This window comes from Thiocystis minor (genome assembly GCF_016653465.1).
In the GTDB taxonomy this organism is placed as follows: Bacteria; Pseudomonadota; Gammaproteobacteria; order Chromatiales; family Chromatiaceae; genus Chromatium; species Chromatium minus.
In genome coordinates this window covers 1-25,678 of the sequence record NZ_NHSQ01000005.1, presented here as the reverse complement: position 1 = coordinate 25,678, position 25,678 = coordinate 1, and the positions used below count along the sequence as shown (strand labels likewise).

Sequence of the window (25,678 nt, the reverse complement as noted above, 5' to 3'; positions counted from 1 at the left end):
GTGGACGCTCAGCAGGTTGCGCAACAGCTTGACGGATTGGATCTCGGACATCGAATCTCCGGGTGATCGTGGCTTTAAGCGAGATTCTTATATATCAAATGTTTAATGAGATATGTACTGTACTGAGATTAATATGTTATTTATAAAAAAAGAATTGGCTCCTACAAACCATTGTAATTAGGTACTTATTACGCCTCTCTTCAATATTTGAGCTTATCCTGAGCCCGTAAACCGAATGAATGATCAATAGCGCAATCACTCGAAAAAACAGCAAGATAGCGTTAAAATGGCGCCATTCTCGAACTCACCCTTAACTTAAATAGTAAAAATTAATTATAATCGACGCCAACAAAATATTGCATAGCTTTTGATTTGAGGTAATTAAAATGAATGTGCTAGGCTTTCTAAATCCCGCTATCGATCAACTTAAATCATACTTCAAGATTGGCTCTGTCGATAGTGATTTTATTATCAAAGTCATTGACGACTATTGCGAAATAATGACGGCCCCGACGATTGTCGTGTTAGACAATGCGCCTGTTCATACAAGCCAAGCCGTCGCAGAAAAGTGCGGGGAGTGGGAAAAACTCGGCTTATCACTCTATTTTTTGCCGCCTTATTCACCGCAATTAAACCTAATCGAAATTCTTTGGCGTAAAGTCAAATATGAATGGATGCCAAACTCGGCTTATAAGAATTTTAAATTACTTGAAGCTGAACTTCGGGGAATCTTATTATCATATGGAAAAGAATATAAGATTCAATTCAGCTAATATCATGAGTTGCGTTCCTACAAACAATTGTAATGAAGTACTTAGCAAGGAATCACGAAAAATGAATAAATTATCTTTGTGGCGTTTCATTATTTTTCCACTCTTGCTGGGTTTTTTCGTTGATGTGCATGCGGAATGTACTGCTCCAATTCTGGATCCTCAATGGGGTGAAAATATAACCGTTCCAACTTGCAAACAGCTTTGGGCGTACAAAGGTATGCTGCAATATTTGTCTGGAGAACATAATTCCAAAGGCGAGTTATATAGGAACGAAATATTCGGAATAGATTCTGAATATCAAGCAATGAAAATTGTAGTAGATAGAGTTAACCTGATCTTATCTGGCATAAATTTTGTGGTTGGCTCTGTTAATTACGATCAAACGTCAGTATTCGAGGAGATTGTTAACGCAACTGATTTTGCCACGCAATCTCGGTCTCTGGTTGCTCCTGATGCGTCTGTCGAGGCAGTGGAGTGGGCGCACGATGCGCTTATTCAAGCGATTCAAGTTGCAATTAACCAGGCTTCAATTATTAGTGGCAATCTGACGCCATTTGCGACTGTTTCAATGATCGCGCAGACTGCAATTAATTTTTCCTACGCAGCAAAAACCTTTTTTTTACTGCATCAGACCAATACGGCGGCCGGCATGCTGAATCAAATGATAATTGCCCAGTATTTCTTAAGGCAATATTATTTGCATGGCGGGAATATGGATGAGGCGTTATCTTATTTTGGTTCTTCCAATATTGCGCAGGCCCTTTCGGAAATCGCGAATTCTCACATTGAGCTAAATTATGATGATTATGATGCCGACTGGGTCGCGAACTACATTTATAGCGCAATAGATACAATAGACTCGTATAGCATAAGCGCATTGGCATTGAATGCAAGTATGGATTTGATATTGACGGCGCCTGAATACATGAATCCGGGGGCTGGTGGCAAGGTTAATCTAAATGTTCACAACAATGGATTCTTCCCGATCACCGAAATTAGAGTTCTCGATAGCTCCATACCGGAAGGGTATCAGCTTTCTTTTCCCGTAGATACACTGAAAACAACTCTAAATCCGGGCGAAGTAATGAATGTCGAAATTGATATTCTTGCTCCTCTGGCGCCATCCAGTGGTGAAGTATATTTTTTATTAAATGGGAAATTGTCGATTCCAAATGGAGAAGAAATAGAGCGTAAAGTCTATGCATCTGATCGAGTGCATATGTATACCTCGCCAGAACCAGCGGCTCTTTCTGTGAGTCCTGCCTCTGGATTACAGATCAATGTGACGCGCGGTGACAAAAAAGAACCGCTGACTTATGGCATGGATTTAGCCAACAACTCAACGCAATCATTCACTGTCACCAGTCTCCTCGAAGAGTCACCATGGACTGCTCATCCTTGGATGGGAGCGATGCAAAGGGTCGATGAGTTGCATCCTGGTGATGATGAGGCCGGAAGTGAAATTGAAATTCACTTGTTTGATGATGCATTTGTCTACCCCGAAGGAACCTATACGTCTTATCTTGAGGTTCTCGGTCATGTATCGACAGGTATGTTCGAAGGGGATGATTATATCCTGGCAACTATACCTTTAACCTTAAACGTGAACCGGCCGGCGAGCCTTTTTTTCACCGGCCCCGAGACTTTCAGTGTCATCGCTAAGGAGGGGTATGATCCAGTTCCTTCGTCTATGGGAATAATGATTGAGAATGCGGGAGGAGCACCAGCGACCTGGAACGCACAAAGCGATCAATCCTGGTTGGTCTTGCCAGCGCTTAGCGGAGTGATCGATGGTGGCTCATCTCGTGCGCTTGATATAACTATCGACGCTAATGGTTTAGTGTCAGGAACCTATCTTGCGCGCCTGACTTTGTCGAGCACGGATGTTCCAGATGCGCATTTCGAGACATTAATCAGTCTGAGAGTATCCTCAGATCCCGCGACAACCCCATCGATCACGGTCGGATTATCCGATCCCGATAGCGAGCTTCAGTCAGGAAACCCGGTTAAACTAGTGTGGGCGACGGAGAACGCGAGTCCCTCGGATCAGATCGCCCTTTCCATGAAGCGAGATTCGGCGTCAGAGTTGTCCGAGCCAGACGGTATCAATTGGATTCGTTTCACTGAAGGCACCAACAACGATGGAACGGCGACGCTCATCATTCCAACGACCGTTGCGGCTGCCAGCGATTGGCGTTTCTATGCACGACATGTCCCTTCTGGGATTTACAATGCGTCCCGTGCGATAACGGTTATCCATGAAAGTGGAGGACAAGAGACCAATTCACTGAGCGTTGGTATCACTGGCTCTGGCCAGGTCCAGAGCGACCCATTAGGAATCGATTGCGGAACGATCTGCCAGGCTGAATTCCCCGATGGCGCTTCGGTGAAGTTGACGGCAACGCCTGATGATGGGAACGATTTCATAGGATGGGAAGGCGCCTGTGAGGGAACAGGTGACTGTACCGTCGATATGAATACGGCGGTTAGTGTTTCGGCAAATTTTGAATCTGGCACATCCTTAAGCTGTAGTATGGATTGGCAGTGGGCGAATCCTTTGCCGCAGGGTAACGACCTCTTTGGCGCAGGCTACGGCAACGATCAGTTCGTCGCCGTCGGATCTTATGGAACGCTATTAACCAGCCCGGATGGCCGCGTCTGGACGGTGCAACCGTCGGGGACGACTAACCATCTGCGTGGCGTAACTTGGGGTGATGATCAGTTCGTCGCCGTCGGGGCTAATGGAACAGTCCTGACCAGCCCGGATGGCCGCGTCTGGACGGCACACCCGTCGGGGACAACTGACCACTGGCTTGACGTGACCTGGGGTGGCGGTCAGTTCGTCGCCGTCGGGAATAATGCCGTCGGGAATAATGGTACGATCATGACCAGCCCGGATGGCCGCGTCTGGACGGCACAACCGTTGGGGACGACTAACCGTCTGTATGGCGTAACTTGGGGTGATGATCAGTTCGTCGCCGTCGGGGGTAATGGAACGGTCCTGACCAGCCCGGATGGCCGCGTCTGGACGGCACAAGTATCGGGAATAACAAAACATCTGTATGACGTGACCTGGGGTAACAATCAGTTTGTAGCCGTCGGTCACGACTCAGCGTACGAGTCTGAATCGATCCTGACCAGCCTGGATGGCCACGTCTGGACGGCGCAACCGACGAAGAAGTATCACTACCACTACTCATCTAGCGTGATCTGGGCTGGCGATCAGTTCGTCATCCTTGGGACTGGTGGTAAGATGCTGACTAGTCCGGATGGCCGCGTCTGGACCGCACAACTGTTTGGGACAACCAAACACAAAGTGTATGGCATGGCCTGGGGTGGCGGTCAGTTCGTCGCCGTCGGACTCAATGGAGAGTTATTAACCAGCCCGGATGGCAGCGTCTGGTCAATGTGGACGGAGACGACGGAGACTAACTGGTTGTCTGGCGTGACATGGGGTGACGATCAATTCGTCGCCGTCGGGTTTAATGGAACGTTATTAACCAGCCCGGATGGCCGCGTCTGGACGGCACAACCGTCGGGGACAACTGACCACTGGTATGACGTGACCTGGGGTGGCGGTCAGTTCGTCGCCGTCGGGGTTGGAGCCGGTGGTAATGGAATAATCCTGACCAGCCCGGATGGTCGCGTCTGGACGGCGCAACCGTCGGGGACGACTAACCGTCTGTATGGCGTAACTTGGGGTGATGATCAGTTCGTCGCCGTCGGGGATGATGGTACGATCATGACCAGCCCGGATGGCAGCGTCTGGACCGAGCAACTGTCTGGGATGACTCACCATATCTGGTATGACGTGACCTGGGGTGGCGGGCAGTTCCTCGCCGTCGGGAAATCTGGAATGATCATGACCAGCCCGGATGGTCGTGCCTGGACGGCGCAACCGTCTGGACGGAATGATCTCTCGTATGTGACCTGGAACGGCGTGACCTGGGGTGGCGGTCAGTTCGTCGCCGTCGGGAATGGGGTCGGGGGTATGATCCGGACTAGCCCGGATGGACGCGTCTGGACGGCGCAACCGTCGGGGACGACTCGCATGAATGGCGTAACCTGGGGTGGCGGTCAGTTCGTCGCGGTCTCCAGCGAGAAGATCATGACCAGCTCGGATGGCCACGTTTGGACGGCGTCACTGGCGGGGGCGACTAGCAGCTTGGGAGGCGTAACCTGGGGTGTCGATCAGTTCGTCGCCGTCGGGGGATATGGATCGATCCTGACCAGTAGATGCAGTATCGGTATGTATCCTGCCGTCACCACTAGGTTCGCCACAGGCATCACCGCCAGTGGCGCTACCCTTAATGGCACGGTCAACGACAACGGCGCGAGCACGACGGTTAGTTTCGAATACGGCCAGACCACCAACTACGGCACCATGGTATCCGCAGTTCCTGCGATCCTAGATGCCGGCAGCGGTGATACAAGCGTCAGAGCCACCCTCTTGGGACTGACCTGTAGCAGCACCTACCACTACCGCGTCAAGGCCAGCAATAGTATTGGAAGCACCGATGGGACCGATCGCAGTTTCACGACCTCGGCCTGTCCGGCGAGCGCACCCAGCGCGACGACCAACACTTCCACCGGCGTCACCGCCAGCGGGGCAATACTCAACGGCACGGTCAACGACAACGGCGCAAGTACGACCGTCAGTTTCCAATACGGTCAGACCACGAGCTACGGCACCACGGTCGCCGCCACCCCCGATACGCTCGTTGCTGGCAGTGGTGATACAGCCGTCGCCACAACGCTTTCGGGACTAACCTGCAATCGCATCTATCACTACCGCGTCAAGGCCAGCAACAGCGCGGGGGCGGTATATGGAAGCGATCTCAGTTTCACAACCTCGGCCTGCCCGCTGAGTAAACCCAGCGCGACCACCGACACTGCTACCGGAATCACCGCCACCGGCGCGACACTCAACGGCACGGTCAACGACAATGGTGCTTCGACCTATGTCACCTTTGAGATCGGCCAGACCACCGATTATGGCTTTGATCTGTCGGCCATTCCGGAAACGATTGGCGCTGAACACGGCAGTACGATGGTTTCCAAGAACCTAACCTGGCTTGCCTGCGATACGACGTATCACTATCGCGTCAAGGCGGTCAACAGCCAAGGCGCCACCTACGGGGATGACCTCAGCTTCAAGACATCGGCCTGTACCGTCACCAACTATCCGCTGGCCGTCACCAAGTCTGGAGACGGCCAAGGGAACATCTGGAGTGGACTTGGGGGGATCAATTGCGGTAGCGATTGCTCCGTGACATATCCGGCTGACACCCCTGTTTTTCTTGAGGCAACCGCCGCCGCTGACTCGAGGTTCGTCGGCTGGGCCGGCGCGTGCATCGGTACGAGGTCGCGCTGCCTCGTCACGATGACTGCCGCCAAGGACGTGACGGCGGTTTTCAAATCCAACGACACCACCTGCGCGGATCAATGGTCGTGGGCCAACCCCGCGCCGCAAGGTAACTCCCTGTTCGACGTTGCTTATGGTGATGGCGTTTTTGTCGCAGTGGGTGAGGCAGGCACACTCATCCGCAGCACGGATGGGTTGACCTGGACTAACCATCATTCGAGTAAACCTTCTTCCATCAATAGTGTGACTTGGGGTGGTGGACAGTTCGTCGCCGTTGGGGATTATTTCAACTGGGACGGCACTTATTCCTATGGGCCAACCCCAATCTTGACGAGTCCGGACGGGGTGACCTGGACCGAGCGTGATACGGGTACTCGCAAGGGGCTTTATGATGTGGTTTGGAATGGCACTCAGTTCGTTGCCGTGGGAAGCAATGCGATCCTGACGAGCCCGGACGGGGTGACTTGGACTACTCGCTCACTTGACGGGACGGACTCTCAACTCAATGGCGTGGCATGGAGTGGAAGCGAATTCGTTGCGGTAGGCACTGGAGGCGCGATCCTGACCAGTTCCGATGGCATCACCTGGATTGCGCGCGATTCAGGATCCTCAATCTGGCTCAATGGAGTCGTCTGGGGTAATGATCGGTTCGTGGCTGTCGGAGAGGCTGCCACCATTTTGACGAGTCCGGATGGCGTCACTTGGACGGAACAGCCGTATCTCTCGCTCGATACTCTGTATGACGTTGCTTGGGACGGCAGCCAATTCTTTGTCGCTGCTGGCAATATATTCCTGACCAGCCCGGATGGGGTGAGCTGGATTGCTCGGAACACGGCTGGGACGGCGGCGATTTATGGCTTGTCATGGAGCGGGAGCCAATTCGTTGCGGTGGGCTGGAGCGGCCGGATCACGACAAGTTCCGATGGGTTCGACTGGACCGAAAGCACCTTTGGCACGTCGCAAGATGTCGCCGATATAGCCTGGAACGGGAGTCAATTTGCCGCCGTTGGTGATGCCGGGACAATCCTGACGAGTCCGGATGGCATGACCTGGACGGCTAGATCCTCGGGGACTTCTAAGTCTCTCCTCGGCATCGCCTGGGGCGCTGACCGTTTCGCGGCCGTCGGTGAATCTGGTGCGATCCTGACGAGTCCGGACGGGTCTCGCTGGACCAGTCAGGCTTCGGGAGTGGGACCGCTGCTCTATGACGTAACCTGGAGCGCCAGCCAGTTTGTGTCCGTGGGATCGGGCGGTACCATCGTGACGAGCCCGGATGGTATTGACTGGACCATTCGTGACTCTGGCACGACCGAGACGCTAAGGGGAGTCGCCTCGGACGGCAATCAGTTGGTCGCCGTTGGATATAGTTCGAACAGTGAGAGTGGCACCATCCTGACAAGTCAGGACGGGGGGGTGACCTGGACCTCGCGCTCTTCCGCCGCAACGGCATTATTGTCTGGAGTCACATGGGGTGGCGATCAGTTCGTGGCCGTGGGTGGCCCGAGGATCTTCACCAGCCCGGACGGTGTGACCTGGACCGAGCGTGTTTCCGGCACGAATGCATCTCTGCTTGGCATCAGTTGGGATGGAAGTCAATATTTGACTTCCGGGGCATCGGGAACCCTCTTGACAAGCCCCGACGGGATTAACTGGTCGCCAAGAGACATCATGACGGCCAAAAGCCTTCGCGCTGTTGCCGGAGGCGAGGATTTGCATGTTGTCGTCGGAGATAAGGGAACGATTCTAACGAATCGCTGTGGGGATGGGGAGATTGCGCCCGTGGCAATCACTCACGCAGCGAGCAACGTCACCAGTACAGCGGCTCGGATCAACGGCACGGTCAATGACAACGGTGCCAGTACAACGGTTGGTTTTGAGTATGGTCTGACTAACAGCTATGGCAATACGCTTTCCGCCCAGCCTGACACCCTCAGCGCGGGCACAGGGAGTACGTCGGTTACCGCCACCCTTTCGGGACTGACCTGCAACAGCACCTATCATTATCGCGTCAAGGCTAGCAACAGCGCGGGCGCCACCGATGGAGGCGACCGCAGCTTTAACACCTCGGCCTGTCCGGGGAGCGCACCCAATGCGACCACCAACACGGCCACCGGAATCACCGCCACCGGCGCCACCCTCAACGGCACCGTCAACGACAACGGCGAAAACACGACCATCAGTTTCGAATACGGCCAAACGACCAGCTACGGCACCACGGTCACCGCGACCCCGGCGACCCTGGGCGCAGGTGCCGGCAGCACGGCCGTGGCCTCTACCCTCTCGGGACTAGCCTGTAACAGCACCTATCATTACCAGGTCAAGGCTAGCAACAGCGCCGGCACGACCGATGGGGGCGATCTCAGCTTTACGACCTCGGCCTGTTCACCCACCACCTATTCACTCTCGGTCAGCAAGAGCGGCAGCGGTGAAGGCACCATCGTCAGCGGCGATAGTCCGCCAACCATCGACTGCGGTAGCGATTGCACTGAGATCTACCCCGCCGACACGGTCGTCACGCTGACGGCAACCGCCGCCGATGATGCCTTCTTCGGGGGCTGGAACGGCGCTTGTACCGGGACTCTGCCGACCTGCGTCGTCACCATGGACGCCATCAAGAGCATCACCGCCTCGTTCGTCGAGACGGCTGGAACCTGTGGCCTCGACTGGCAGTGGGCCACCACCATTCCAACCGACCAACCGATGCAAAGCGTCGTGTCTGATGGCGGTCAGTTGGTCGCGGTTGGCGCAAACGGTTCGATCCTCACGAGTTCGGATGGAATCGACTGGACCTCGCGCGACTCGGGCACGAGCAATTGGCTCAAGAGTGTCGCTTGGAACGGGAGCCTGTTCGTTGCCGTGGGGGATTCAGGAACGATTCTGACAAGCGCGGATGGCGTGGCCTGGACCGCGCATTCCTTGGACATGGTCAGCGGTCTATTCGACGTGGCCTGGGGTGCGAACCAATTCGTGGCCGTGGGAGAAAATGTACTCCTGAGGAGTTCGGATGGGGTGTCGTGGACCGAGAGTTCCCAGCCTGCTCCCTGGGATTCCAACTGGGCGACCTATTCGGGAGTGACCTGGGATGGTGTCCAGTTCCTCGTCGTAGGGATAGGTCGAGCAGGAGGAGGAGACGCGATTTATGAGCCAGCACCGATCCTGACAAGCCCGGATGGAGCGGCTTGGACATCCATCTCATCGGACGCTGGGGTCAGTTTTACGGATGTGATCTCGGACGGGAGCCAGTTTATTGGGGTAGGTGTGAACCTGCTCACCTTGTCCGGCTCGATCGTTTCGAGCCCGGATGGCGTGGATTGGACCTCGCGGTATGTGGATACACTAAATCAGTTCCATGGCGTGAGCTGGAGCGGAAACCAGTTCGTGGCGGTGGGGGATTCGGGCGCCATGCTGACCAGCCCGGATGGCTGGACCTGGACGGCTCGCGCCTCGGGCACGACGAACGGCCTCCATGGCGTAACCTGGAGTGGAAGCCAGTTCGTGGCGGTGGGGGATGCGGGCACGATCCTGACCAGTTCCTGTGATGGCCAGGCGGTTGCTCCCAGCGCGACCACCACGGCGGCCAGCAGCGTGACGGGCAGCGGTGCCACGCTCAACGGCATAGCCAACGACAACGGCGCAAGCACGACCGTCAGTTTCGAATACGGTCAGACTACCAGCTATGGCAACACGGTCTCCTCGGTTCCCGAGACCCTTGATGCCGGAAGCGGAGACACGGCAGTCAGCGTCACCCTCTCGGGATTGACCTGCAACCGTACCTATCATTTCCGGGTCAAGGCCAACAACAGTGCGGGCACCACCGATGGGGGCGACCTGAGCTTAACCACGTCGGCGTGCCCAGCGATTGCCCCCACGGCAACCACGACCGCCGCCACCGGCATCTCCACCAGTGGTGCGACGCTCAACGGCACGGTCAAAGACAATGGCGCGGTGACGACCGTCGGCTTCGACTATGGCCTGACCACCGCCTATGGCGCCTCTGTTGCGGCGACCCCTGGCACAGTGAACGCCGGTAGCGGCGATACCGCCGTGACCGCCAGCCTCTCGGGGCTGGAATGCAATCGCACCTATCACTACCGCGTCACTGCGGCCAACAGTGCGGATACCACGTTAGGCGATGACTTGAGTTTCCTGACCACGTCCTGTTCGAGCGCGACTGCCGGGATTCGCGTCACACCCACCTCCGGCCTGTTCACTACCGAGAGCGGCGGCACCGACACTTTCAGCGTCGTGCTCGAAAGCGCGCCAAGCGCGGATGTCAGCCTGGATCTCGCCAGTTCCGATACGAGCGAAGGCAGCGTTTCCCCCGCCAGCCTCGCCTTCACCAGCGCCAACTGGGATCAGGCCCAGACCGTCACCGTCACCGGTGTCGACGACAGTGTTCAAGATGGTGACATTGCGTACAGCATTCTGACCTCGATTGCCGCGAGCAATGATACCGACTACCAGGGGTTGGACACCGAGGACGTTGCCGTCTCCAACAGCGATGATGACACGGCCGGCATCGGGATCACCGAAAGCGATGGCAATACCCAGGTCGCTGAGAATAGCGGCAGCGACAGCTTCAGGGTTGTGCTCGACAGTCAGCCTTTGGGCAATGTCATCCTGCTGGTCAGCAGTCCGGATACCGGCGAGGCGACCGTCAATCCCGCCAGTCTAACTTTTACGTCGGACGATTGGGATCAACCCCAGGAGGTCACCGTTACCGGGGTTGACGATGCACTCATCGACGGTAACCGGATCACCCAGGTCGCGATCCAGGTAGACACGGACAATTCCGACGCGAGCTATGCCGGCCTCGGTATCCGTCAGGTGGCCATCGAAACACTCGACGATGACACTGCGGACTTTACCGTCGCCGAGAGCGATGGCGGTACCCAGGTCAGCGAGAGTGGCAGCAGTGACACCCTCACGGTGGTGCTCAATGCCGAGCCGGACAGCGATGTCGTCATTGCGGTCGCCAGCAGTGATAGCGCCGAGGCTGATGTGAGCCCGACCAGGGTGACCTTCACGCCGGCGAACTGGAATGCCCCCCAAACCATCACTGTCACCGGCGTCGACGATGCCCTCATCGACGGCAATCAGACGCGCATCCTGACCTTCAGCGTCGAGGCGGGATCCGATCCCAACTTCGTGGGGCTGGAGGATTATGAGGTGAGCGTCACCACGACCGATGACGATACCGCCGGCTTCACCGCCAGCGAGACCGACGGTGATACTTTGGTCGATGAGAACGGGACCACCGACCTGATCGATGTCGTGCTCAATGCGCGGCCGAGCACGGATGTCCGTATCGAGATCGTCAGTGCCGATACAGGCGAGGCCATTGTGACCCCCGCGTTTCTCGACTTCACGTCGGCCAACTGGAATCAGGTCCAATCGGTTACCGTCACCGGCGCGGATGACGGCCTGGTCGATGGCGACCAGGACATCCTGCTCACCTTCGCCATCGCGGCCAGCTCCGATGGCGATTTCCTCGGCGTCGCCGACCAGGAGATCACTGTCACCACCACCGACGACGACAGTGCGGGCATCACTCTCACGGAGACCGGCGGGACCACACAAGTCGGCGAGGATGGCAGCACCGATACCTTCGATGTTGTCCTCAATGCAGATCCCGCAACGAATGTCGTCATTCGCATCGCGAGTGCCGATACGGGCGAGGTAACGGCGAGCCCCGCAACCTTGACGTTCACCGCCGCCAACTGGATGACACCCCAGGCGGTCACCGTCACTGGCGTCGACGATATCCTGGTCGACGGCAACCAAACCACGGCAATCACGCTGAGCATCGACGATGCCCAGTCGGACGATGTCTATGACGGCTTGCCGGACAAGACCTTGTTGGTCGGGACCACCGACAATGACAGCGCCGGTATCAGCGTCAGTCCCACCAGTGGCCTGGAGACGACAGAAGCGGGGGGGAGCGCCAGCTTTGGGGTCGTGCTCAACAGCGAGCCCATCACGAACGTTTCCGTGGCCGTTCGCTCCGGCGACACCAGCGAGGGCACGGTCGCCCCATCGAGCTTGGTCTTCACGCCGCTAAATTGGAGTTCGCCTCAGACGGTCATCGTCACTGGAGCGAACGACACCCTCGTCGACGGCGATCAGGTCTACAGCGTGGAGTTGGCGGCGGCGGTGAGCGCCGATGCCAACTACGATGGACAGAATCCCGCCGATGTGTCGGTGACGAATCGCGACAATGACTATCGCGTGACCCCGAGCGCCGGTGCCAATGGGCGCATCGATCCAAGCAGCGTTCAAGCGGTTGAAGACGGTGCTAGTACCAGCTTCACCGTCACGCCCGATGACGGCTACGGTGCCAGCGTGACCGGCTGCGGCGGTACCCTCAGCGGCACCACCTACACCACTGGCGCTATCACCGCCGACTGCGCGATCAGCGCGACCTTCCGTCAGGGTCTCTTCAGCTTGACGGTCGAGCCGGGTACCGGCGATGGTCACTACGTCGCCGGCCGGATCGTTGGTATCGCCGCCGATCTCCCGCCGAACGGCATGGTCTTCGAACAATGGAATGGCGACATCGCAACCCTGATCAATACGCGACTCCCCAACACCAGCCTGACGATGCCTACCCGGTCCATAGCGGTCACGGCCTCCTACAGGGACAAACCAGTTGAGCGCATCGCGCTGACGGTTAACGCGGGTTCCGGCAGCGGCGAGTACGAGGCCGGCCAGATCGTGAGCGTCACGGCCGATGCGGCCCCCGAGGGGTGGATCTTCGACCAATGGGGCGGCAATACCGCTACCCTCGCCAATGCCCGATTGGCGAATACCACCCTGACCATGCCAACGACGGCGCTCAACATTGAGGCCCAATACCGCATGTGGCTGGCCACGGATTTCACACTGAATGTTGGCCGTGGCAGCGGTAGCGGACGTTATGCCGCCGGGCGACAGGTTGGCATCGAGGCCAACAGCCCCTCGGCGACACAGATGTTCGATTACTGGGATGGGGATACCGCGACGCTCGAGAACCTCTGGCTGCCCGAGACCCAGGTCACGATGCCGGCGGCATCGGTGAGCCTGAGCGCGGTCTATCGCGATCGGCCTTCTGAAACCTTCCCCCTGACGATCGGAACGGTCGAACTTAGCGCAGCACAGGTCGCCGCGGGTGTCCAAGCGAGTGTCGCGCGAGGTCTAATGGCGGCTCTTCGGGCCGATAATGAGAAGGTCGCTGGCAGTTGGGTCGAGTTGGAGACGCCGCCGACCCGCAATGGCCTGGTCTTTCTGATCTGGAGCGGACAGACAACCAACGTCGAGAACCCAAATCTACCGAAGACCCGCCTCTACATGCCTGCAAGCGCGGTGACCGTGCAGGCTGTCTACGGTCCGTCCCAAGGCGATTTCGTCCTGTCCGTCACGGATGGCAGTGGCGGGGGTCTCCATGGCCATGGAGAGTTGCTTGCCATTCGAGCCAATCCTCCGTCTTCCGGGTACGCCTTCGACCGCTGGGAGGGACAGACCGCGACCCTCGCGGATCCAGCGGCGTCAAACACTACGCTCTTCATGCCGGCCTATGATCTGAGTCTGCGTGCGCTCTACCGCGCGACTGGTGTTCCTCCGTCAACTCCCATTTCGGTGCCGACGCTGTCGATCTGGGGCTTGTTGTTGCTCGGTGGACTGCTGGGCATCTTCGGGTTGCGAAGAACAATGCAATGCGGTTCGGGCGGATAGTGGTGTCAGGGCAATCGCATCAACGTATTCAACTTCCTGGTGCAGGTTAATCATGCCAGACTCCTGATTAGATTAAGATTTCATGAAATCTGGCCTGACACTTTGCCACGGATTCGGCAAGCGCATTGAACGGGCTTGGGCTTAAAGCTGATCTTGAGGCGCGAACCGGTCGCCTTGGCGATTTTCTCAAGGGTGCGCGTTGTCGGCATGACCCGCCCGCCTTCCATCTGTGCGATCACCGATTGCGTGGTTTCCATCCTCTGTGCCAGTTCTTCCTGTGTCAGCCCGGCTCGCGCCCGCGCATCGATCAAGGCGGCAGCCAGAGTAAATTCCTTGTTCAAGACGTCATAGGCGGCCTGATATTCAGGGTCGCGCATCCATTCCTGGTGCAAGTCGCTGATCTTTGTCATTCGTGAACCTCCTTCGCCCGTGCCAGGGCTATCTCAATGTCAGGGCGGGGTGTCTTCTGGGTCTTCTTGATGAAGACGCGAACAATCACCACCCGTCTCTTTCGCGCGGTCACAGTGAGCGCCCGTGAGACGCCATCCTAACCCTTGAGCCGAATTTCCCACAAACGCCCCTACGCCCCTCGATGGGCTTGACGTGTGGTTCTCTGACATGCTCAAGACCCGTCGTGCATCTCAAGAGTTTTTTAGCGCGCTCCCCTTTGATCGTCCGTAAAATCATCGTTTGCCGAACAAGAGGCTGCCCTTGCTGAGAAACATGGCGTGCAGCTCAAGGTAATCTGTGTTATATTTTAGTATAACTTAACGGCTTGAAGGTGCGCCATGTACACAACCAATCTGCGCAAAGTCGGCGGCTCGATCATGTTGGCCGTCCCGCCCGTGTTTCTTGAGCAACTGCACCTGCAAGCCGGTGCGACGGTCGGCCTGGTCGTCGATGATGGCCGCCTGGTGGTTAATCCCAGCCCACGGCCGCGCTATACGCTCGCGGAGTTGCTGGCCGCGTCGGACTATTCGCAGCCGCAGCCAGCCGATGAACGGGAATGGGTCGATGCGCCCGCGGTGGGTCGTGAACTGCGATGAAGCGGGGCGATATCTATCTGGTGTCGCTCGATCCGACGGCCGGGCATGAGCAGAGCGGTAGCCGTCCCGTCCTGATCGTGTCCCCCGCCGCGTTCAATGACGCCACCAAGCTGCCGGTGATCCTGCCGATCACCAACGGCGGCGAGTTCGCCCGTCGCCTGGGCTTTGCGGTACCCGTGACCGGCATCAAGACCACCGGCGTCGTGCGCTGCGATCAGCCGCGCGTGATCGATCTGGCCGCCCGCCATGCTCGCAAGGTAGACACGCTGCCGGCGCCGCTCATGGAGGAAGTGCTGGCGAAGGTCGCCACTCTGTTCGAGTGAGCCAAGCTCATGAGCAGGCATGAATTTCGCCAGTTGGCCGCGGGGATCGATTAGCAGATGCAACAGCTTTCCGCCGAAGGCGTGAGCGAGGCACCAGCGGTCATCCATCGCATGATGGGGCACATGCCCGCCCTGCACCGGATTTGGGTCGGCACGTCCGACCAGCCGCTCATGGCGCTCTGCCGCGAGTTCCCAGGGTTCTATCGGTGCGCCCGTCTCATGGAAGAGGCATCCGAAGCCGAGCGCAACCAGGCATCACGGCCCTATGACGGCATGGCCGAGTTCTCCGAAGCGCAAAAACACATTCAGATCCAATCCCCCCTTTAATTTCGATAAGTACATCGCCAAGTCTCATTTCGCTTTATGCTCCGAAAAGTCGCATCTTAGCCTCGTGTATCACCCGCGCCTGCGCACCCAGGCCGCGCAAGGCGTCCAGCCCGCCCGCCTGCCGGATCTCGGGCACCTCCCATAGCGCCGGGGTTTCCAGCGCATCGGTGCCGCCCTGGGCGAACTGATGACCGAGCCCTTTCAGCACGATGGCGGCCTTGTCGTCCATGCCGCTGAACCAGCTCTGGTTGTGGTCGATGAAGAGCGCACCGCGCTCGGGGCGCTTCAAGGCGCGGGCGTGGTAGCCGTGGTAGCCGTGGTGGCCGAAAAAGTCGTAGAGGTCGAAGTCGTTCATCTGGTCGATTTCGCGGATCGCTTCCGGGCTGAAATTGTCGCCCAACAGGTGGTCGATGAGTTGGCGGCGCTTTTGCGTTTCGATCCAGAGGGCGCGGAAGTCGTCGAGGTTCCGGGCCTCGGACACCACGCGCTGAATCACTTCGCGACGGTATTCGTCCACCGGAATGCGCGCATCTCTTCCGTCGCGCAGGCCGAGAATGAAGCGCCCGTCGCCCGACACTGAGACATAGGGTCCGCGCATCTCGCCCACCGCCGGGCCGTCTCCGCCGACCTCACCGCCGCCGTCGCCGCCATCGTCTCCTGCCCCCTTGCCGCCCCCGCCGGGGCGCGGCGGTTTGGTGATCAGGTCGGTGCCGAACAGGCTGGTGACATCGGTGTCGTCGTAGAGCCAGAACTTGTATTTCTGCGTCTCTTCATGGATGCGCGTGCCGCGCCCGACCATCTGGTAAAACTTGATGGGCGATTGCAGATAGCGGCCCGGGTGAAGGTGGCGCTGTCGATGCTGGCCTTGCGCTTGACGATTTCGCAGGCGGCCAGATAGCCGTCTTCCTGCGCCTGGATCAGGGTGTATTCGTAGACCGGCTCGCCGAAGTATCGGCGGTTGTTGGCGGTGATGTCCCGGTCTTCGGCGGGGGCGTTTTTGGCCTCGTGCAGTTGGCGCGGGGTGGCGGTGAGGCCGATGTGAATGGCGTCGGGGTTGCGCCTGAGCGCCTCCGACCAGCGCCCCCAGGCGGAGCGATGGCATTCGTCGATGATGATGACGCTGAAGGCGTTGTCGCCGTCATGCTCGGACAAGAAGCTGGCGAAGCCGTCGTCGTCATCCAGCCCGAGCGTCTGATAATTGGTGGCGATGATGGTTTTGCCCGCCCCGGTGGCGAGCGCCAGCAGGACGCGCGCTTGTTCGTGGTGCAACTGACAGAGGATGATTTTTTCAAAGGCCGCGCGAATGGCGGCGTCCTGATAATAACGACTGAGCGCCCAGGCCGGACTGTCGGCCTGAAACAGGATGGCGGCCTCCGGCTGAGCGAGGTCGATGCCCGAGTCTTTGGCATAGCGTGCCGCAAGCCTGGCATGCGACGGAAAGTCGGAAAAGGGAAATGGTCCGCTTTGCAGACGGGTGACGAAATCAAACTCGCCATAGCGATGACCATTGGTGGCGAAGACGTCGTTCACGTCGAAACGCTCGCCATCGGCATAGCCCTTGGCCTGCTGCATGCCAGCGAGCGGGTCTTCGCCTTCTCTCTTGGACTCCAGCACGGCGATGGATAGCGGCTTGGGCATCACGTCGAGTTGGACGCAGAGCAGGTAGTCGGTGCGCCCCGGCCCCTTGCGGCGGCGGCCCTTGGCCCCGGTGGGCTCGACGGGGGACGGCGTCAGAATGGTTTCAAGCGTGATTTGCGCGCGGCTGACATAGCCTTTGGCGCGCAGCAGAGGGTCGATCAGGTGGTAGCGGGTCTCCGCCTCGTTCATGCTCATTACGTTTTCCCTTGTTCCGCTTCCCGATGAGGCGATCAACCATGATGTTCGATGTACTCGCGCAGCGCCGCATTGATGCGTGTCTGGTATTTGTCTCCCCGAGCCTTGAACCAGGCCAGCACGTCGGCATCGATCCGTAGCGTGACCTGCTGCTTGATGGGCCGGTAGAAGCGCCCGCGCTCGGCTCCAGTCCAGTCGGTCACCTCGGGAAGATCGCTCGTTTCGATGGCCGCCTCGGGTTGCTCGGCAAGCCGACGCCGCTCTTCGGTTTGCGGCTTAGTCACCTTGTTCATACCGTTGCCTCTTACGCTCGTCCCAATCGAATCGCATGACTGAATTGTAGTGATGAATCTGTCGTGACGCCAACGCGCGTCCCTGTCTTTCGCTTGCGCCTCAACGCTTTCGCAACCCCTTGTTCTGTAACGCACGGACCGGGGGGCGGAAAGGGTGTCTGGTGGCGATCCCCGAATACGCGATGTCCGGCGTCCGCTCGCCACCGTCTCGCTGGGCCGCTTCATGGCCAGGCGGCATCACTCATGCCAGACCCATTGAGGAATCGGCCCATGACCACGGCGACCCAAACCCTTGACACGGAAAGCCTGCGCAAGCTCGACGCCTGGTGGCGCGCGGCGAACGATCTCTCGGTCGGTCAGATCTATCTCTACGACAAGCCCATCATCTTCGCCTATCATGGCTATCCTTGGCTGATCCACCGGCTCACCGATCGCCGCGCCAACCACCACAATCTGCATGTGCGCGGCGATAAGGAAGAGGGCACCACCTCGACGCCCTTCGATACGGTGGTCAAGAACGATCTGGATCGCTTCGACCTGGTCGCCGATGTCATTGATCGGGTGCCGCGACTTGGCCCCAGGGCCGCCTACGCCAAGCTGGCGATTCGCGACAAGCTGATCGAGCATCAGCATTACATCGCCGAACATGGCGAGGATCTACCGGAGATAAGAGATTGGAAATGGGTGACATAGAGCAACCGGCAACCGGCGGCCAGCGTCAGACGCGCAGTCGTCACAGGGATCACGATCGGCTTAGGATCGGCACGGCACTCAGCCTCTGTTCTGTTCTATTGATCGCCGGGTGCGGCCCGCGCCTGGCCACGAAGGCGGACGATGCCGCTCAGCGGCCTAACCCGATGCTCAATGCAAACTATACGGAAGAGGCCGAGGTTCCGTTCGTGACGGAAGCAAAAACGGACATGCCGTTGAGTTACAAACAGGCCAATTTTCGGTCGGAGAGCGCCTCGCGCAGGACACGGGAGACGGCGGATTGGGTGGTCAGCTCAAGCGACAATCTCAACCTGCCGTTCGCGATTGTCGATAAGGTCAACGCCAAGGTCTATGTCTTTAGCACGGACGGACAGATCAAGGGCGCGGCCCCCGTGCTGCTGGGGATGGGGAAAGGCGATGACGTCGCCCCCGGCATCAGTGACATGCGGATGTCACGTATCCCCCCCGAGGATCGTACAACGCCCGCGGGTCGTTTCCAGACGGCCATGGGCCGCAATTCCCATGGCAAGGAAATCCTCTGGGTGGACTACAAAAATGCCATCTCCATGCATCCGGTCGTGACGAGCATACCCAAACAGCGCCGACCGCAACGCCTGGCCAGTCCAACGCCGCTCGATAACCGTATTTCCTATGGCTGCATCAATGTTCCGCCGGAATTCTTCACGGACGTGATCCATCGCTTTTTTTCCGGGACGGCTGGCGTTGTGTATGTCATGCCGGAAACCAGATCGGTCAGAGCATCATCCGGAATACGCGGCTAGCGTACCGGCATTGAAGATTGAATTGAGCGAGTCACCCAAATTCGAGATTGAAGACCTGATTCCACCTGCTTGACGGAAAGGAAAGCGCCGCTAGCCCCAAGATGCCGAGTGACTACGTATGACAGAGCTTGTCAATGGAATGCGGGGTAGGATTCAGACGTTCGAAGGGCGGTTGCCAGCCCTTCTTCTTGTCAATCCAGCTCTGCAAGGGCATGACCATTGGTAGATGGCCGTTCGGCCGATACCAGGAGTCGACGCTCCAGGGAGACCCGCTGTCCGTATCGATGATGACGGCCGTCCAGTGAACCGCAGTGATATCGAAAAAACCGCGCACTTGGGGCGATGAGACCGTCCAACCGGTCAATTCTCGGATATCCCGGAGAATATGCAGATACGTCGTGGTGTTGCTGGTGTTATCGACGCAATCCATGCGCCCCTCGAATCCCGCCTCAAACGTGTTAATCGCCAGGTCGTTGGCCAACAACGGCTGATATTTTTGTGCCAGCAACTCCATTTGCCAGATGCCGATACGCACATGCTGTAATCGATCATGAAGACTTGTGCCCGGACAAACCGCCAGATGCCTTTTGAGATCGGCCATGTCGTCGGGAGTGAACGTGATGGTCTGCCTGCTCGCGCATGACCAGTTATAGCAGATTCGCAGCGTGACGGACCCGTCCCGGTCGATCGCGTATTCGGGTGGAAGTGGACGCGAAACCGACCCCTTGGCGTCATCAAAAATCGGCTGTGAAGAGGCGGCCCCAATCACGTCGGTATAGCCGACGAGAATGACGAAGAGACCGATCGCAGCGGCCGGTAAAGCACGGAATTCACGACGCGGCACTCCAGCGACGATGCGCTTCACCTGGAATACTCCTCAGCCTTTGCCGTCAACTTGAACGGGTCAAAGTCCAAGTTGACAGCAAATACGATCGACATTAGGACATTAGGACGTGATTAATTGCGATCTGATTTTGGCTCATACATCGGAGCTGGGGCTGGGGCGGCTGGCGCCGGCTCATACTTCGAGGCGCTGCTGCATGCCCCGAGCGTCAGCGTCAGAACCATTACCGTCGTCATGGTGCCAAAAAGGGCGCTTTTGGAGATGTTGTTCATTTGCCGTTACCTATCGATAGAAGTGGTATTAGAAATTCACGCGACTGAAATGACGGCAGCGATATCGATGCTTGACTGCCAGCATCTCTGACACAGATCCGTCTGTCTTCACGCCACCCGACATCCATCCAACCTCGATGTCCGGATGTCAGTTTACCCCGCACGGAGCCGTTCATCTGTACGGTGTCGCACATTGTACGCGCACGCCCAACGGAGCCGCTACAAAACGACGTTTATCGCTCTGGGCATGGCTGTGATGCCTGAAAAGTCGCCTGGTCGGGCGCGGTCGAACCCTGCGTGGAAGCCTACCGCGTCGTCTATACGTGCGTTTACAGACAGACGGAGTAGCATCGACGCCTTATCGTCAAGCAAGTCTCGACTGCCGGGATCACCCGCAGGGATCCCCTCTCCACGGAGTTCACTGATGTCCATTGCCCTCGACCCCAAGAAAAACCACCTGCTCGCCGCGCTGCCCGAGGCCGAGTGGCAACGCTGGCGACCGCAACTGGAGCCGGTCGAGATGCCGCTGGGCGAGGTGCTCTCCGAATCGGACCGCATCCTGGATCATGTGTATTTTCCGCTCACCGCCATCGTCTCGCTGCTGTACGTCATGGAAGACGGCGCCTCGGCCGAGATCGCGGTGGTGGGCAATGAGGGCGTTGTCGGCGTCTCGCTGTTCATGGGCGGCGAGACCACGCCTAGCCGCGCGGTGGTGCAAAGCGCGGGCGTGGGCGTTCGGCTGAAGGCGCAGGTGATGATGGACGAATTCCATCGCGCCGGTCCGGTGATGCACCTGTTGCTGCGCTATACCCAGGCGCTGATCACCCAAATGGTGCAAACGGCCGCGTGCAACCGACACCACTCGCTGGATCAGCAACTGTGCCGCTGGCTGCTGCTGAGTCTGGATCGTCTGGAGGGCCGCGACCTGGTGATGACGCAGGAGCTGATCGCCAACCTGCTCGGCGTCAGTCGCGAAGGCGTCACCGAGGCCGCGCTCGCGCTGCAGGAGGCCGGCCTGATCCGCTATGCGCAGGGCCAGATCACGGTCCTCGACCGCCCGGGACTGGAGCAGCGAAGCTGCGAGTGTTACGCGGTGGTTAAGAAAGAATGCGACCGGTTGCTGCCCAACAGCTTGGCCATGTAAACCGCGCTGGGCATGACCTGCCTGCGCTGTGCAAGCACGCGGCCGTCCTTGAACTCCGTGCCCATCCGACCGATCCTCAACACGCGAGAGCGACCCCATGCCACATCCCGATGACTCCTCCCCGGTATCGGCACCGGATCCAGACCTGCGCCACCGGGCGGAGACACGATTCGCCACCCAGGCGAATGCAGGGATGGACGCCTTCATGTCCGAGACGGCCGAACGGCTGGTCCACGAACTGCGCGTGCATCAGATCGAACTGGAACTGCAGAACGAAGAACTGCGCCAGACGCAGGAGGCGCTGGAATGGTCGCACGCGCGTTATTTCGACCTCTACGATCTGGCCCCCGTGGGGTATCTGACCCTCAGCGGCGCGGGGCTGATCCAGGAGACCAACCTCGCCGCGGCCACCCTGCTGGGCACCTCGCGGGGCAACCTGGTCGGGTTGCCGCTGACGCGCTTCATCCTCCCCGCCGATCAGGACATCTATTACCGCTGTCGCCGCCAGCGCCGCGCCGCGGGCGAGCGCAAATCCTGCGAGCTGCGCCTGCGGCAGGCGTCCGGACAGCAGGTCTGGGGGTTTCTGGAGATCGGCCTGGCGCCGGAGACACAGGGCGACCAGCCACTCTGGCGGCTCATCCTGGTCGACATCAGCGCGCGCAAACACAGCGAGCAGGCGCTGATCGACACCCGGGAGCGGTTGCGGCGGGTGGCGGAGATCGCGGAATTGACCTTTTGGGAATGGGATACGCACACGAACGAGGTGTTTTTTCCGCCCGAGTGGTGGCAGCAAACCGGCTATTCCCTCGACGATTTGCCGGATCAACTGGAGGGTTGGGCGACCTTGCTCCACCCGGAGGATCGAGTCCGCATTCTCGATATCCTTGACCGCTTCGTCGCGGCGCATGCCGCGCCGTGCGAGATGCAATACCGGCTGCGGTGCAAGGATGAGGGCTATCGCTGGTTCGTCGCCCGCCTGGAGGCGATCCTGGACGCCCAAGGCGTGCTGGAGCGGGTGTTGCTGGTCCACCAGGATGTCACCCGGCGCAAGGCGTCCGAGGACCGGGCGATCCATCTGGCCCAACACGATCCACTGACCGGCCTGCCCAGTCGCGCCCTGCTCGATCAACTGGCCAATCACATGCTGGCGAGTGCCCGGCGGGCGAGCGGTCAGTTGGCGGTGTTGTTTTTCGATCTGGACCACTTCAAGGCGGTCAACGACACCCATGGTCATCCAGTGGGCGACCAGCTCCTGCAGGGCTTCGCAAGTCGGCTGCTGGACGCCTTCCGTGCGGAGGATCTGATCGCCCGACTCGGCGGCGACGAGTTCATCGTCGTCCTGGCGAACGTCCGCGATCGCGAGGACGTGGTGCATGCGGCGCGCAGCGCCATCGCGGACTTGACGCCGCCCTATCCGCTCGCGGGGTTGGAACTGCGCTGCCTCCCCAGTCTCGGCATCAGCCTGTTCCCGCACGATGGCGACACCATCGACACCCTGATCAAGCGCGCGGATGCCGCCATGTATCGCGCCAAGCAGATCAGTCCCGGTCGCTATCAGTTCGCGACCGAGGCACTCGATCCGCAGGCGCAGACCACGGCGGGGTTGGCGGATCCATTACCTATGGGGCACGAGTGATACGATGTTCTGGAACGCACTCCTCCTCGCCCTGCGCGAAATCCGCCGTAACGTACTGCGCTCGGTGCTCACCATCCTGGGCATTGTGATCGGGGTGGCGGCGGTCATCGTCATGGTCACCCTGGGCGATGGCGCCACCCGTCAGGTGGCCAGTCAGATCGAAAGCCTGGGCAGCAATCTGCTGATGATCCGCATGGGTCAGCACATGGGGCCTGGACAAGGATCAAGCGCGCCGCCCTTCAGCGTGGCGGACGCGACGGCGGTTGGGCGCGATGTCCCGAGCGTCCGCGCGGTCGCCCCCTCCGCGAGCCAGTCCTTGACGGCGATTGCCGGCAACAGCAACTGGTCGACCTCGGTGACCGGAACCGACAACGCCTTCTTTACGGTGCGCAACTGGACCCTGGAAGCGGGGCGTCTCTTCACCGACAGCGAGCTGAACGGCGGGCGCGCGGTGTGCGTGATCGGTGCGACGGTCCGCAAGGAATTGTTTGGTTCCCTGGATCCGCTCGGCGAGAAAATTCGTCTCAAGACATTGTCCTGCGAGGTCATCGGTGTCTTGAAGATCAAGGGCCAGAGTGCCATGGGGTCTGATCAGGACGATCTGGTGGTGATGCCGCTGCGGGCCTTCCAGCGACGGATCGCCGGCAATCAGGATGTGACCCTGATCCAGGTCTCGGTCCACGATGGCGAATCCACCGAACGCGCCAAGTCGGATCTGGAGCGGCTGATGCGCGAGCGTCGCCATATCCTGCCGTCCGAGCAGGATAATTTCAGCGTGCGCGACATGAAGGAGATCGCCACCATGCTGACCGGAACCACCCAGATGCTCACCGCGCTGCTGACGGCGGTCGCCGCGGTCAGTCTGCTGGTCGGCGGGATCGGCATCATGAACATCATGCTGGTCTCGGTGACCGAGCGCACCCGCGAGATCGGCATCCGGCTCGCCATCGGCGCGCTGGAGCGCGAGGTTCTGCTGCAATTTCTGGTGGAGGCGGTGGCCCTGTCCTCGCTCGGCGGGCTCCTCGGGATCCTGCTGGCCATCGGCGCTTCCATCGGGCTGGCCGGGTTGCTGCAGGTGCCCTTCATTTTCAATGGCGGCATCGTGTTGATCGCCTTTTTCTTTTCCGCCGCGGTGGGGGTGATCTTCGGCTATTTTCCCGCGCGCCGCGCCGCCCGGCTCGATCCTATCGAAGCCTTGCGGCGGGAATAAAGGGGCAAGCGAATAATCGCCTTTCGGCCTACTGGGTCCACTTCACGGCGGGAGGCCCGGGCGGGATATCCTCGAAGCTGTCGCCGTTGGCGGCGATGGTGAACTGCTGGTGTGCCTCGGGGCCGCCGGCCTTGGGGTCGGGGTTAAGATAGGCGACCCCGAGCCAACCCGGAGCCAAAACCGCAGGCCCCACGACGCCCCTGTCCCGGGCCTCCTGGCTCACGGCGTCGGCACGCACGACGATGATGTCTCCTGGCGTCACCTGGGCGGTGGACCGTAGCACCGAGATGACCTCCATGCGGTAGATCACCTCGTCGCGATCCCCCTGCTCACGGGGCACCTGCGCCTCCAGCACCTTGACCTCCAGCGCGGCCGCTGCATCCTCCTTGCGATCCTGCTCCGCCCGGGCGTCCCCCCACAAGACCAGGAGGACGCCGAGAGCGGCGAGGGTCGCGATCCGAATTGACTGAACCTGGAACATGGCAATCTCCTCTGTCGTTGATGACAACCTCCGCCGCCTCGACCGGGCCGCGACGGATCCCGCTTCCAGTCTAGTCCAGGATCCGGGTCGGCTGCCGTTAAACCAAAATGGCTCGTCGAGAGTGGCGAGTTCGCGTTTCCAGTCCATCCGACACCACGAGGTCATTCCATGGAGATTCCCAGTTCAACCGCCGGCCTCGCCCAACTCGCGACGAGTTTGAGTCAGAATAAGCTGGAGGGAGCGGTGGAGGTGGCCGTCCTCAAGAAAGCCATCGATATCCAGGAGCAATCCGCCCTCCAACTGCTGGACAGCCTGCCCAGCCCCACCCAGGGCTTGCCCGCTAATGTGGGCACGCACCTCAATGTCACGGCGTAAGATCGGCTCTGGGACCACATCAGTACTTGTCTCATTCATAGGGCCTTTCGATCCGACTTCCGCCTCTACGCCCCCGATGTTTGGACTGAAGTCCGGACGAGCGAGCGTGGACTAAGACCATCAAAGTCAAAGGCTTTCCATGCTCAATAGCGTACCCGCAAGATGTACAAATCCGCCCCCCGGCGCTCGAACAGAAACTCGATGACGTTCGCTTGCGTCGCCAAATGCCCCTGAGCGTCCAGATAGCTGACCTGGAAGATGGCGATTGCCGCGCAACGCGACGGGTTGGCGGTCGGTTGCACTTGCAGTTGCTCGAAAACGATCCGGCGCGCCGAGGTCTTTCTGAACCAGTCGGCATAGGTATGACGAATGCTTAACCAGTTGACGAGGTCGTTTTCGCGCGAATCAGGACTGTAGAGCGCCATGAGTTCGTTGAGCGCGCCGGCTTCGTAGGCGCGCTGAAACGTTGCCAGAAGCTCGGGTACGGGGCCGCAGTCCAACGCCGTGGTGTCGGCAACTGGGGCGTTGGCGGGGGCGAGCGGGGCGGCCAAAC

At 59.2% G+C, this 25,678-nt stretch carries 18 protein-coding genes and 1 pseudogene; 11 read left to right on the top strand and 8 right to left on the bottom strand.

Annotation, left to right across the window (positions count from 1 at the left end; translation table 11 throughout):
* Positions 1-386: 386 nt before the first annotated feature.
* Together CCR95_RS00270 and CCR95_RS00265 are read left to right on the top strand one after the other, a co-directional pair.
* Positions 387-773: a transposase gene (locus tag CCR95_RS00270; RefSeq protein ID WP_201090832.1), complete on the top strand. Its 387-nt coding sequence runs from the start codon at positions 387-389 to the stop codon at positions 771-773.
* Positions 774-834: 61 nt separating this feature from the next.
* Positions 835-13,848: an IPTL-CTERM sorting domain-containing protein gene (locus CCR95_RS00265; protein ID WP_201090830.1), complete on the top strand. Its 13,014-nt coding sequence runs from the start codon at positions 835-837 to the stop codon at positions 13,846-13,848.
* 80 nt (positions 13,849-13,928) lie between these two features.
* Here the strand turns inward: CCR95_RS00265 and CCR95_RS00260 are convergent, their stop codons facing one another.
* Complete coding sequence (locus CCR95_RS00260; RefSeq protein WP_201090827.1) at positions 13,929-14,258, bottom strand: helix-turn-helix domain-containing protein; 330 nt, start codon at positions 14,256-14,258, stop codon at positions 13,929-13,931.
* A pseudogene (locus CCR95_RS26195) lies at positions 14,255-14,380 on the bottom strand (type II toxin-antitoxin system RelE/ParE family toxin); the annotation flags it as partial. The gene CCR95_RS00260 and the pseudogene CCR95_RS26195, both read right to left, overlap by 4 nt.
* Before the next feature lie 256 nt (positions 14,381-14,636).
* Between CCR95_RS26195 and CCR95_RS00250 the strand changes: the two are divergent.
* From CCR95_RS00250 to CCR95_RS00240, 3 genes are read left to right on the top strand one after another with little or no spacing between them, the layout of a single operon-like run.
* Complete coding sequence (locus CCR95_RS00250; protein WP_201090824.1) at positions 14,637-14,894, top strand: AbrB/MazE/SpoVT family DNA-binding domain-containing protein; 258 nt, start codon at positions 14,637-14,639, stop codon at positions 14,892-14,894.
* Entirely contained in the window at positions 14,891-15,217 is a 327-nt protein-coding gene (locus CCR95_RS00245) for a type II toxin-antitoxin system PemK/MazF family toxin (RefSeq protein WP_201090823.1), read from the top strand. Before CCR95_RS00250 ends, CCR95_RS00245 begins: the two co-directional genes overlap by 4 nt.
* A gap of 57 nt (positions 15,218-15,274) precedes the next feature.
* Entirely contained in the window at positions 15,275-15,544 is a 270-nt protein-coding gene (locus tag CCR95_RS00240; RefSeq protein ID WP_242522964.1) for a hypothetical protein, read from the top strand.
* 34 nt (positions 15,545-15,578) lie between these two features.
* On the opposite strand, the gene CCR95_RS00235 is transcribed toward CCR95_RS00240, so the two are convergent.
* Genes CCR95_RS00235 through CCR95_RS00225 form a run of 3 tightly spaced genes read right to left on the bottom strand, consistent with a single transcriptional unit; the run spans position 15,579 to position 17,670 of the window.
* Positions 15,579-16,343 carry a type I restriction-modification enzyme R subunit C-terminal domain-containing protein gene (locus CCR95_RS00235; RefSeq protein ID WP_201090822.1) on the bottom strand — a complete coding sequence of 255 codons (765 nt, stop codon included), beginning with the start codon at positions 16,341-16,343 and terminating at the stop codon, positions 15,579-15,581.
* Complete coding sequence (locus CCR95_RS00230; RefSeq protein ID WP_201090821.1) at positions 16,244-17,377, bottom strand: DEAD/DEAH box helicase family protein; 1,134 nt, start codon at positions 17,375-17,377, stop codon at positions 16,244-16,246. The genes CCR95_RS00235 and CCR95_RS00230 overlap by 100 nt, the downstream gene beginning before the upstream one ends.
* A 35-nt stretch (positions 17,378-17,412) precedes the next feature.
* Positions 17,413-17,670 (bottom strand): BrnA antitoxin family protein, encoded by a 258-nt coding sequence (locus CCR95_RS00225; protein WP_201090820.1) that lies wholly within the window; start codon positions 17,668-17,670, stop codon positions 17,413-17,415.
* Positions 17,671-17,940: 270 nt separating this feature from the next.
* Between CCR95_RS00225 and CCR95_RS00220 the strand changes: the two genes are divergently transcribed.
* The gene (locus tag CCR95_RS00220) at positions 17,941-18,363 is read left to right on the top strand and encodes a phosphoketolase family protein (RefSeq protein ID WP_242522963.1); all 423 of its coding nucleotides are present in this window, start codon (positions 17,941-17,943) and stop codon (positions 18,361-18,363) included.
* Positions 18,351-19,163 (top strand): L,D-transpeptidase, encoded by an 813-nt coding sequence (locus CCR95_RS00215; protein WP_201090819.1) that lies wholly within the window; start codon positions 18,351-18,353, stop codon positions 19,161-19,163. The genes CCR95_RS00220 and CCR95_RS00215 overlap by 13 nt, the downstream gene beginning before the upstream one ends.
* Before the next feature lie 112 nt (positions 19,164-19,275).
* On the opposite strand, the gene CCR95_RS00210 is transcribed toward CCR95_RS00215, so the two are convergent.
* Positions 19,276-20,028: a hypothetical protein gene (locus CCR95_RS00210; RefSeq protein WP_242522962.1), complete on the bottom strand. Its 753-nt coding sequence runs from the start codon at positions 20,026-20,028 to the stop codon at positions 19,276-19,278.
* A gap of 675 nt (positions 20,029-20,703) precedes the next feature.
* Here CCR95_RS00210 and CCR95_RS00205 point away from each other — a divergent pair.
* The 3 genes from CCR95_RS00205 to CCR95_RS00195 all read left to right on the top strand — a co-directional run bounded on the left by CCR95_RS00205 (position 20,704) and on the right by CCR95_RS00195 (position 24,269).
* Entirely contained in the window at positions 20,704-21,423 is a 720-nt protein-coding gene (locus CCR95_RS00205) for a Crp/Fnr family transcriptional regulator (RefSeq protein WP_201090818.1), read from the top strand.
* A 97-nt stretch (positions 21,424-21,520) separates the two neighbouring features.
* Complete coding sequence (locus tag CCR95_RS00200) at positions 21,521-23,059, top strand: sensor domain-containing diguanylate cyclase (RefSeq protein ID WP_201090816.1); 1,539 nt, start codon at positions 21,521-21,523, stop codon at positions 23,057-23,059.
* Between the two features lie 4 nt (positions 23,060-23,063).
* A complete protein-coding gene (locus CCR95_RS00195) occupies positions 23,064-24,269 on the top strand; it encodes an ABC transporter permease (protein WP_201090815.1) in 1,206 nt (401 codons plus the stop codon).
* Positions 24,270-24,297: 28 nt separating this feature from the next.
* On the opposite strand, the gene CCR95_RS00190 is transcribed toward CCR95_RS00195, so the two are convergent.
* Positions 24,298-24,777 (bottom strand): hypothetical protein, encoded by a 480-nt coding sequence (locus tag CCR95_RS00190; protein ID WP_242522961.1) that lies wholly within the window; start codon positions 24,775-24,777, stop codon positions 24,298-24,300.
* Positions 24,778-24,918: 141 nt separating this feature from the next.
* On the opposite strand from CCR95_RS00190, the gene CCR95_RS00185 reads away from it, so the two are divergent.
* Complete coding sequence (locus CCR95_RS00185; protein WP_201090813.1) at positions 24,919-25,125, top strand: YjfB family protein; 207 nt, start codon at positions 24,919-24,921, stop codon at positions 25,123-25,125.
* Between the two features lie 143 nt (positions 25,126-25,268).
* On the opposite strand, the gene CCR95_RS00180 is transcribed toward CCR95_RS00185, so the two are convergent.
* On the bottom strand, positions 25,269-25,678 hold a 410-nt coding region (locus tag CCR95_RS00180; protein ID WP_201090811.1), incomplete at its 5' end, for a Cif family virulence factor.

Excerpts from the sequence above, each read along its gene's own strand:
- CCR95_RS00270 (WP_201090832.1), top strand. The coding sequence starts at position 387 with ATGAATGTGCTAGGCTTTCTAAATCCCGCTATCGATCAACTTAAATCA.
- CCR95_RS00265 (WP_201090830.1), top strand. The coding sequence starts at position 835 with ATGAATAAATTATCTTTGTGGCGTTTCATTATTTTTCCACTCTTGCTG.
- CCR95_RS00260 (WP_201090827.1), bottom strand. The coding sequence starts at position 14,258 with ATGACAAAGATCAGCGACTTGCACCAGGAATGGATGCGCGACCCTGAA.
- CCR95_RS00250 (WP_201090824.1), top strand. The coding sequence starts at position 14,637 with ATGTACACAACCAATCTGCGCAAAGTCGGCGGCTCGATCATGTTGGCC.
- CCR95_RS00245 (WP_201090823.1), top strand. The coding sequence starts at position 14,891 with ATGAAGCGGGGCGATATCTATCTGGTGTCGCTCGATCCGACGGCCGGG.
- CCR95_RS00240 (WP_242522964.1), top strand. The coding sequence starts at position 15,275 with ATGCAACAGCTTTCCGCCGAAGGCGTGAGCGAGGCACCAGCGGTCATC.
- CCR95_RS00235 (WP_201090822.1), bottom strand. The coding sequence starts at position 16,343 with ATGGTCGGGCGCGGCACGCGCATCCATGAAGAGACGCAGAAATACAAG.
- CCR95_RS00230 (WP_201090821.1), bottom strand. The coding sequence starts at position 17,377 with ATGAGCATGAACGAGGCGGAGACCCGCTACCACCTGATCGACCCTCTG.
- CCR95_RS00225 (WP_201090820.1), bottom strand. The coding sequence starts at position 17,670 with ATGAACAAGGTGACTAAGCCGCAAACCGAAGAGCGGCGTCGGCTTGCC.
- CCR95_RS00220 (WP_242522963.1), top strand. The coding sequence starts at position 17,941 with ATGACCACGGCGACCCAAACCCTTGACACGGAAAGCCTGCGCAAGCTC.
- CCR95_RS00215 (WP_201090819.1), top strand. The coding sequence starts at position 18,351 with ATGGGTGACATAGAGCAACCGGCAACCGGCGGCCAGCGTCAGACGCGC.
- CCR95_RS00205 (WP_201090818.1), top strand. The coding sequence starts at position 20,704 with ATGTCCATTGCCCTCGACCCCAAGAAAAACCACCTGCTCGCCGCGCTG.
- CCR95_RS00200 (WP_201090816.1), top strand. The coding sequence starts at position 21,521 with ATGCCACATCCCGATGACTCCTCCCCGGTATCGGCACCGGATCCAGAC.
- CCR95_RS00195 (WP_201090815.1), top strand. The coding sequence starts at position 23,064 with ATGTTCTGGAACGCACTCCTCCTCGCCCTGCGCGAAATCCGCCGTAAC.
- CCR95_RS00185 (WP_201090813.1), top strand. The coding sequence starts at position 24,919 with ATGGAGATTCCCAGTTCAACCGCCGGCCTCGCCCAACTCGCGACGAGT.